Origin of the sequence: Pseudoalteromonas sp. TB51, assembly GCF_000498055.1 — a bacterium.
Lineage (GTDB): Bacteria > Pseudomonadota > Gammaproteobacteria > Enterobacterales > Alteromonadaceae > Pseudoalteromonas > Pseudoalteromonas atlantica.
Window position 1 is genome coordinate 1 of record NZ_AUTO01000298.1, and the last position, 6,616, is coordinate 6,616.

Annotated in this window: 7 protein-coding genes; 3 read left to right on the plus strand and 4 right to left on the minus strand. The window is 41.0% G+C overall.

Annotation, left to right across the window (positions count from 1 at the left end; genetic code table 11):
* A partial coding sequence (locus L650_RS0117845; RefSeq protein WP_029773949.1) for an ACT domain-containing protein occupies positions 1 to 510 on the plus strand: 510 nt, incomplete at its 5' end.
* 18 nt (positions 511 to 528) lie between these two features.
* On the opposite strand, the gene L650_RS0117850 is transcribed toward L650_RS0117845, so the two are convergent.
* Positions 529 to 1,272, minus strand: coding sequence for a 4'-phosphopantetheinyl transferase family protein (locus L650_RS0117850; protein WP_029773950.1), 744 nt, complete (start codon positions 1,270 to 1,272; stop codon positions 529 to 531).
* A 138-nt stretch (positions 1,273 to 1,410) separates the two neighbouring features.
* On the opposite strand from L650_RS0117850, the gene L650_RS0117855 reads away from it, so the two are divergent.
* Positions 1,411 to 2,733 (plus strand): sodium-dependent transporter, encoded by a 1,323-nt coding sequence (locus tag L650_RS0117855; RefSeq protein ID WP_004587706.1) that lies wholly within the window; start codon positions 1,411 to 1,413, stop codon positions 2,731 to 2,733.
* 67 nt (positions 2,734 to 2,800) lie between these two features.
* Here L650_RS0117855 and L650_RS0117860 read toward each other — a convergent pair whose 3' ends face one another.
* Positions 2,801 to 3,736, minus strand: coding sequence for a 2-hydroxyacid dehydrogenase (locus tag L650_RS0117860; RefSeq protein WP_029773951.1), 936 nt, complete (start codon positions 3,734 to 3,736; stop codon positions 2,801 to 2,803).
* 303 nt (positions 3,737 to 4,039) lie between these two features.
* Positions 4,040 to 4,591 (minus strand): glutathione peroxidase, encoded by a 552-nt coding sequence (locus L650_RS0117865; RefSeq protein ID WP_004587708.1) that lies wholly within the window; start codon positions 4,589 to 4,591, stop codon positions 4,040 to 4,042.
* Positions 4,592 to 4,707: 116 nt separating this feature from the next.
* Between L650_RS0117865 and L650_RS0117870 the strand changes: the two genes are divergently transcribed.
* Positions 4,708 to 5,589: an NAD(P)-dependent oxidoreductase gene (locus L650_RS0117870; RefSeq protein ID WP_029773952.1), complete on the plus strand. Its 882-nt coding sequence runs from the start codon at positions 4,708 to 4,710 to the stop codon at positions 5,587 to 5,589.
* Positions 5,590 to 5,732: 143 nt separating this feature from the next.
* Here the strand turns inward: L650_RS0117870 and sbcB are convergent.
* Positions 5,733 to 6,616 (minus strand): exodeoxyribonuclease I (sbcB, locus tag L650_RS0117880; protein ID WP_029773953.1); only part of this gene is annotated, 884 nt, incomplete at its 5' end.

Sequence of the window (6,616 nt, forward strand, 5' to 3'; positions counted from 1 at the left end):
GAGCCAGAGCGCGGGGGGACGTGGATTGAGCGTGAAAAATCGCAGCAGCCAGGTATTCGTGCCGTTACGCAGCGTAAAAACCAAATATTGCTAACGCTTAAAAGCCCAGAAATGTTATTAGCAAGTGGCTTTTTGGCCCGTGTATTTACCATTTTAAGTGAGTTTAATATATCGGTAGACTTAGTTACTACCTCAGAAATTAGTGTTGCCATAACCCTAGATAACGCACCTAATGCCTCGCGACCTGAGCTTGAGCAAGCGTGTTTAGATAAATTGGCCGAATTTTGTCATGTATCGGTTGAAAACAACTTAACCTTAGTGGCGCTTATAGGCTCTGAAATACAGCTACGCCAGCACGAAATGAACCTAATGAACGTATTAAAAGAGTTTAATATTCGATTAATTTGTCATGGTGCAAGCAAGCACAACTTATGCTTTTTAGTAGAGCAAAGCGAATCAGATACCGTGGTACAAGCAATACACAGCCGCTTATTAGAAAGCGCTGCTTAAGCTTTTAAAGCCAAGTTATTAAGTATCCAAGTTATTAAGTATAAAGCACCGCCAGTCGGTGCTTTTTTTATGCGCCACGCTTATATCAAACTCCTCATTGGCAACCGTTATGGTGTTACTCGATGCTGTTAGGTTTAACAAAGAAAATTCATCAAATACATTTGGGCTAAGCAATTGCGCTATTGGGCGGCTAGTTGCTTTAGCGAGTGCCTCTTTTAAGGTCCAAATTCTAAAAAAGCGGTGGGCTTGCTCTTTTATAGCCAAAGGCGCGGTAATTAAGGCAATTTCAGCCTTATGATAAAAATGCTTAGCGAGCTTTTCGAATGGGCGTTTTAAGTTTATTTTTTCAATATCAAAGCCAAACTCCGCCTTAGTAACATTAAGTGCTACGCCAACTAAGCCATGCGAGTGCGAAATACAGGTATTTATAACGGTGTGGTTTATATGGAGCTGTAGTTTTGAGCATTCTTCATTAAAGTGGGTGCTCATTTTATTAAGCGGTATGTGTGCGTATTGGGGCTGAATATGCTTTGCAAGTTGCTTTAGTAATATACGCGATGCTAGATATTCTTGCTTTGCTTGCATGCGTTTACGGCGATTTATAACGCTTAGCTCAAATGGGCTTAGGTACTGGGTTAAATCAAGGTGTTCTACATTAAGTGTGTTGGCATTAAACACTAAAATAGTATTGTTGCTAGGGGATAAATCGCTATAAAAAGAGGGAGCAATACTTAGGGTGTTTTTAAAAAAGTGGTTAGTCATACGCGCTTAAAATAAGTGAGTGCTGTAATTATGAGCGGTTAACAGCGCTTATTTATGCCAAAAGCAATTTTATTACTCAGTTGGCATTAAATATGGTTTAATTCACAATAATCAAAGAATAACAGAATTTGTAGATGTATGGCACAAGTGCGTGATGGATTTCAAAGCCGTTTTGGTTTTGTTTTAGCCGCTGCAGGCGCAGCAGTGGGTTTAGGTAATATTTGGGGTTTTCCTACGCAGGCGGCCAACCATGGTGGCGGTGCATTTTTATTGGTTTACTTTGTAGTTATATTTTTACTTGCGCTACCTGCGCTTTATACCGAACTTTATTTAGGCCACCAAGCGCAAGCAAACCCAGTAAAAGCATTGGGTAATGCGTGGCAAAATACCAACAAAAAAGTAGGGGCTGCCGCAGGATATATTGGCCTTGCGGGCGCTGTGGTTATGCTTAGCTTTTATTCTATTGTAGCTGGTTGGATGCTCTCTTACGCCATAGAGCCTATTACTACATTCTTTGGTTTTACCGCCGCAAGCGAATTTTTACACAGCGACTCTATGGTGCGTAATTTTATATTTACGCCGCTTATGCTTATTTTAACCGCCAGTATTATTTTAAAAGGGGTTAAATCTGGGATTGAAACTTGGTCACGTCGATTAATGCCGTTGTTATTGGTGCTACTAATAGGCTTAATTTTTTATATAGCCAGTTTAGAAGGCGCCAGCGAAGGGTTTGCTGCTTATTTAATTCCTAATTTTAGCCAAGTGCTTGACCCAAATTTAATTATTGCTGCAATGGGGCAGGCGTTTTTCTCGCTCTCATTAGGGGTTGGCTGCATGATGATTTATGGCTCGTACCTGCAGCCAGATGCAAACCTGCCAAAACTAACTGCAAGCGTTGCACTGCTTGATACCAGCGTGGCATTTTTAGCAGGTTTACTGATAGTGCCTGCAATTTATGTAGCGCAACATAACGGGGTAGAGGTGTTTAGCGGCGGAAAACTTATAGGTGAAGGGCAGCTTATATTTGCTATTTTGCCTGAGCTTTTTAGTACCATGGGCGAAATTGGTTTACTAATTGGGTTACTGTTTTTTGTACTTATGTCGATTGCATCGGTTACATCTACTATTTCTACCACAGAAATACCGGTAGCGTTTTTAGTAGAAAACCACCGCGTAGATCGTACTAAAGCAACGTGGGCCGTTAGCCTAGTGGTGTTAATATGCGCTAGTGCAATAATATTAAACTTTGAGTGGTTATTTGGTTTAGTAATCATGCTATTTACTCAGTACCAACTTCCACTTATGGGGCTGTTTTATTTTATAACCGCAGGTTGGATGTGGAAACGCGGTAATAAGCTTCATAAAGCCAGCACGGGCACGCATTACTGGTTTGCTCAATACATTCGTTTTGTGTGCCCAGTATTAATGACTCTTGTTTTTGCAAACGTTGCGTTTGGCTAAAGTATTTTAAGCTTTACCCGTTATGTAAATAGCAAAACGGGTAAAGCTAAATTAATGGGCCGCGGCTTTATAAAACCTCATTGGTTAAAGGTCTTTGTTCATTAATTTCTATTGCGTTTTGTATGGTGGTATTGGCAATTTCGCTCAGGGCTTCTTGAGTAAAAAAGCCTTGGTGGCCAGTTATTAATACGTTTTTAAAACTAACTAAGCGCGAGAATATATCGTCTTGGTTTATCTCGTCGCTGTGGTTTTTAAAAAATAGCTCCGACTCCTGCTCGTACACATCAAGCCCTAAATACCCTAGCTTTTTAGTTTTAAGCGCATTTATACACGCTTTGCTATTAAGTAGCGCACCGCGCGAAGTGTTAATTAGCATTACCCCAGGTTTCATTTTATTAAATGCATCGTCGTTTATTAAATGATGTGTTTGCTCATTCAGTGGGCAGTGCAATGAAATTATATCGCTTTGAGTAAGCAGCGAATCTAAATCGGTAATGGTGTAATTGCCAGGTGCTGCATAAGGGTCGCACACTAAAACATGCGCGCCAAAGCCATTTAAAATATTACAAAGGGCAAGGCCAATTTTACCACAGCCTATAATGCCAACTGTTTTGTCGTGTAAGTTAAAGCCTAATAAACCGTTTAAATCAAAGTTGTCTTCGCGTACGCGGTTATAGGCTTTATGTGTTTTACGGCTAAGGGTAAGCATAAGTGCAACACAGTGCTCAGCTACGGCTTCTNCAGCCACTAAATCAACATTATTAAACCCTGCGCAGCGAAGTAAAATAGTATTAATTCCTTGCTCAGCAAGGTGCTCAATAACGAGGGCGTTAACCGTGTCGTTTACAAATACACACACAGCATCAAACCCTTTAGCAAGCAGTGCTGTTTGCTCATTCAGTGCTTGCTCAAAGTAACAAATCTCTATTTGCGGGTGTTTTTTAATACTGCGCTTAAAAAAAGGCTGCTCGTATTTTTGCGTACTAAAAAAAGCAATGTTCATGTTATTTACTCCAAAGCCTAGCTGTTATACCAATGCGCATAATCAAGTGATCTATTTTGAGGATGTAAAAACGTGTTTATAGCAAGGCAAAAAATTCGCTATTTAATTGTTCTCGGCAATTGCTCCTGCATTGCTCTACCTTCTGCATCCATGCAGTCGTAAATGAGAGTTTTTTAACGCAGATAGCGACACGTTTAGCCCCTAAAAATGATTAAGTATTATTGCTGATTGGTATTATACGTAACCTTAAACTAGTTTAATAAAGCATGCTTGAGTAACCACCCGTTTATTGATTTAGAATAATTAAGCGCCTTTTAATGCATTAAAGTTGGGTATTATTTTTGCGTTATTTAAGTTATTAGCGTTTAGTGCGCTAGGTAAGTTTGCCTCAATGACCTGTTTAAGCGTTTCGGGCTTGGTGCGCGGCGCATAGCGTGCAACGAGCTGACCTTGTGGGTTAATTAAAAACTTGGTGAAGTTCCACTTTACTGCGCGGTTTTGCGAAATACCACGGGTATGCGACTTTAAATAATTAAACAGCGGATGCGCCTCGGGCCCATTTACCATTACCTTACCAAACACTTTGAACGACACGTCAAATTGCCCTTGATAAAAGTCTTTAATCGCGAGGTTATCAAGCGGCTCGTTTTGGCCAAATTGATGACACGGAAACGCTAAAATAGTGAAACCGCTATTTTTATATTCCTGATAGAGCTTTTCTAGCGAACTTAATTGCACCGAAAAATTACACTTACTTGCTGTATTAACAATAAGTACTGTTTTGCCTTTTAGCTGGCTAAGCGCAAAGCTTTCGCTGTTGTACAAAGGGGCACTAAATTGATAAATACTATCCATGGTTACCTACTTATTTCCTTACGTTGGAAATTTATAAAGACTTAATTCGCTTTTTAAGCAGCCGATTGACATAATCGGGCATAGTTTCTAAGTTAGCAGGAAAATAAGGCACTTTTATGTCAATCAATGTTGCATTTATAGGTTTAGGGGTAATGGGTTACCCAATGGCAGGGCATTTAGCAAAAGCGGGCTTTAATGTGTGTGTATATAACCGCACTCAAGCAAAGGCGCAAAGCTGGGTAGATGAGTATGCAGGAAGCTTTGCTACCACGCCGCGAGAAGCTGCTAATAATGCTGATATTGTATTTATGTGTGTAGGTAATGATGATGACTTACGTGCGGTTGTTTATGGTGAAAATGGTGTTTTAGCGGGGATGGCCGTTAATAGCATTTTGGTTGACCATACAACGACATCGGCCGAAGTAGCCCGTGAAGTAGCAGAAAAAGCAGCCTTGCAAAATATCGATTTTATAGACGCGCCTGTATCTGGCGGACAAGCAGGTGCTGAAAACGGCGTGCTTACAGTCATGGCTGGCGGTAACGAAGCTGTTTTCACTAAAGTGCAACCCGTAATGGCAGCATATAGCCGTTTTAGCCAGTTATTAGGCGATGTGGGCGCAGGGCAGTTATGTAAAATGGTTAATCAAATTTGTATTGCCGGCGTAGTGCAAGGCTTAGCCGAGGGCTTACACTTTGCTAAACAAGCAGGGCTTGATGGTGAAAAAGTAATTGAAACCATTTCAAAAGGGGCTGCGGGTTCGTGGCAAATGGAAAACCGCTACAAAACAATGTGGGCAGGTGAGTACGAGTTTGGTTTTGCCGTAGATTGGATGCGCAAAGATTTAGGCATCGCGCTTGATGAAGCTAAAAACAACGGCGCTACGTTACCGATGACCGCAACGGTTGATCAATATTACGCCGACGTACAAGCGCTTGGTGGGGGCCGATACGATACATCAAGCTTACTAGCACGCATTGAAGCACTGCACAAAAAATAACGTTTACATTGAGTATATCAATGTAGACGCGCAGCTTGCTGGCGTGATGGGCAAAGCCCGTAATAATTTAAACAAAAACGCGACGCTTTAGTAATTAAAGCGTCGCGTTTTTATATGCGCTATACAAATAAACTAAAAGAAAATTACATGCTTTGCGCGTAGTTATACAAAGCCTTTAAAATGGTCAGGTTTTTTTCGCTGTCGTCGTGCTCATGGGCTAAGTTTTCAAGGGTGATCATAAAATCTTGTGCACTAATTGAGGGTTGATCTTCCCCGTGCATTAACTTGTTTTGGCAATACTGGCGCCATTGGTCAAGCTCTTGCTGGTTGAGCGTTTCTGGCCAGTTTCGCGCACGGTATCTAAACAGTAATGTATTGAACTTTTTATCTTCAAAGTCTAAATTTAAGCCCGCTAACTCGTCTGGTTTAGCATCGCGAATAATCGCAAATTTAGCTTTGTCGGCGTGGCTTGTAAAGCCATCGTAAAGTAAGTAATCAACGTTAGTGGTCGCGCTGTAATCGCCTTTTTCGTTAAATACCTCAGTTACTTTATCGCGAAGCTCGGTATTGGCTTTTAAAATAGCTAAATTAGCGAGGCATTGCTCGCGGTCAATGCCTAAACGGGCTGCGTTTTCAGGCAATAACGTTTTAGCAGGCGCTAAAATAGGGCACTTGTTTAAATGCACCAGTTTTAAACCAACAGGTAAATCGCCCTCGGCTAAATCAACGCGTTTGGTGTATAAACGTTTACGTAACTCTTCTACGTTTAAATCAAGCAATACTTGCGGGTTTTGGGTTAAATCAAAACATATAACGGCGTTTTTATTTACCGGATGAAAGCTCATAGGCGCTACCCACGTAGTACAGCCCTGCGTTGCAGGAATACGCGATGATGTGTGTACCAGCGGCGTCATGTTAAATACATCAACTAATTCGCCAAGCGCTTTTTTATTACGCAGCCCAAAAAAGAAGTTATAAAGCTTTGGTTGTTTTTCTTTTATAAGTTTAGCCAGTGCAATAGTGGCAG

Excerpts from the sequence above, each read along its gene's own strand:
- L650_RS0117850 (WP_029773950.1), bottom strand. The coding sequence starts at position 1,272 with ATGACTAACCACTTTTTTAAAAACACCCTAAGTATTGCTCCCTCTTTT.
- L650_RS0117855 (WP_004587706.1), top strand. The coding sequence starts at position 1,411 with ATGGCACAAGTGCGTGATGGATTTCAAAGCCGTTTTGGTTTTGTTTTA.
- L650_RS0117870 (WP_029773952.1), top strand. The coding sequence starts at position 4,708 with ATGTCAATCAATGTTGCATTTATAGGTTTAGGGGTAATGGGTTACCCA.
- L650_RS0117865 (WP_004587708.1), bottom strand. The coding sequence starts at position 4,591 with ATGGATAGTATTTATCAATTTAGTGCCCCTTTGTACAACAGCGAAAGC.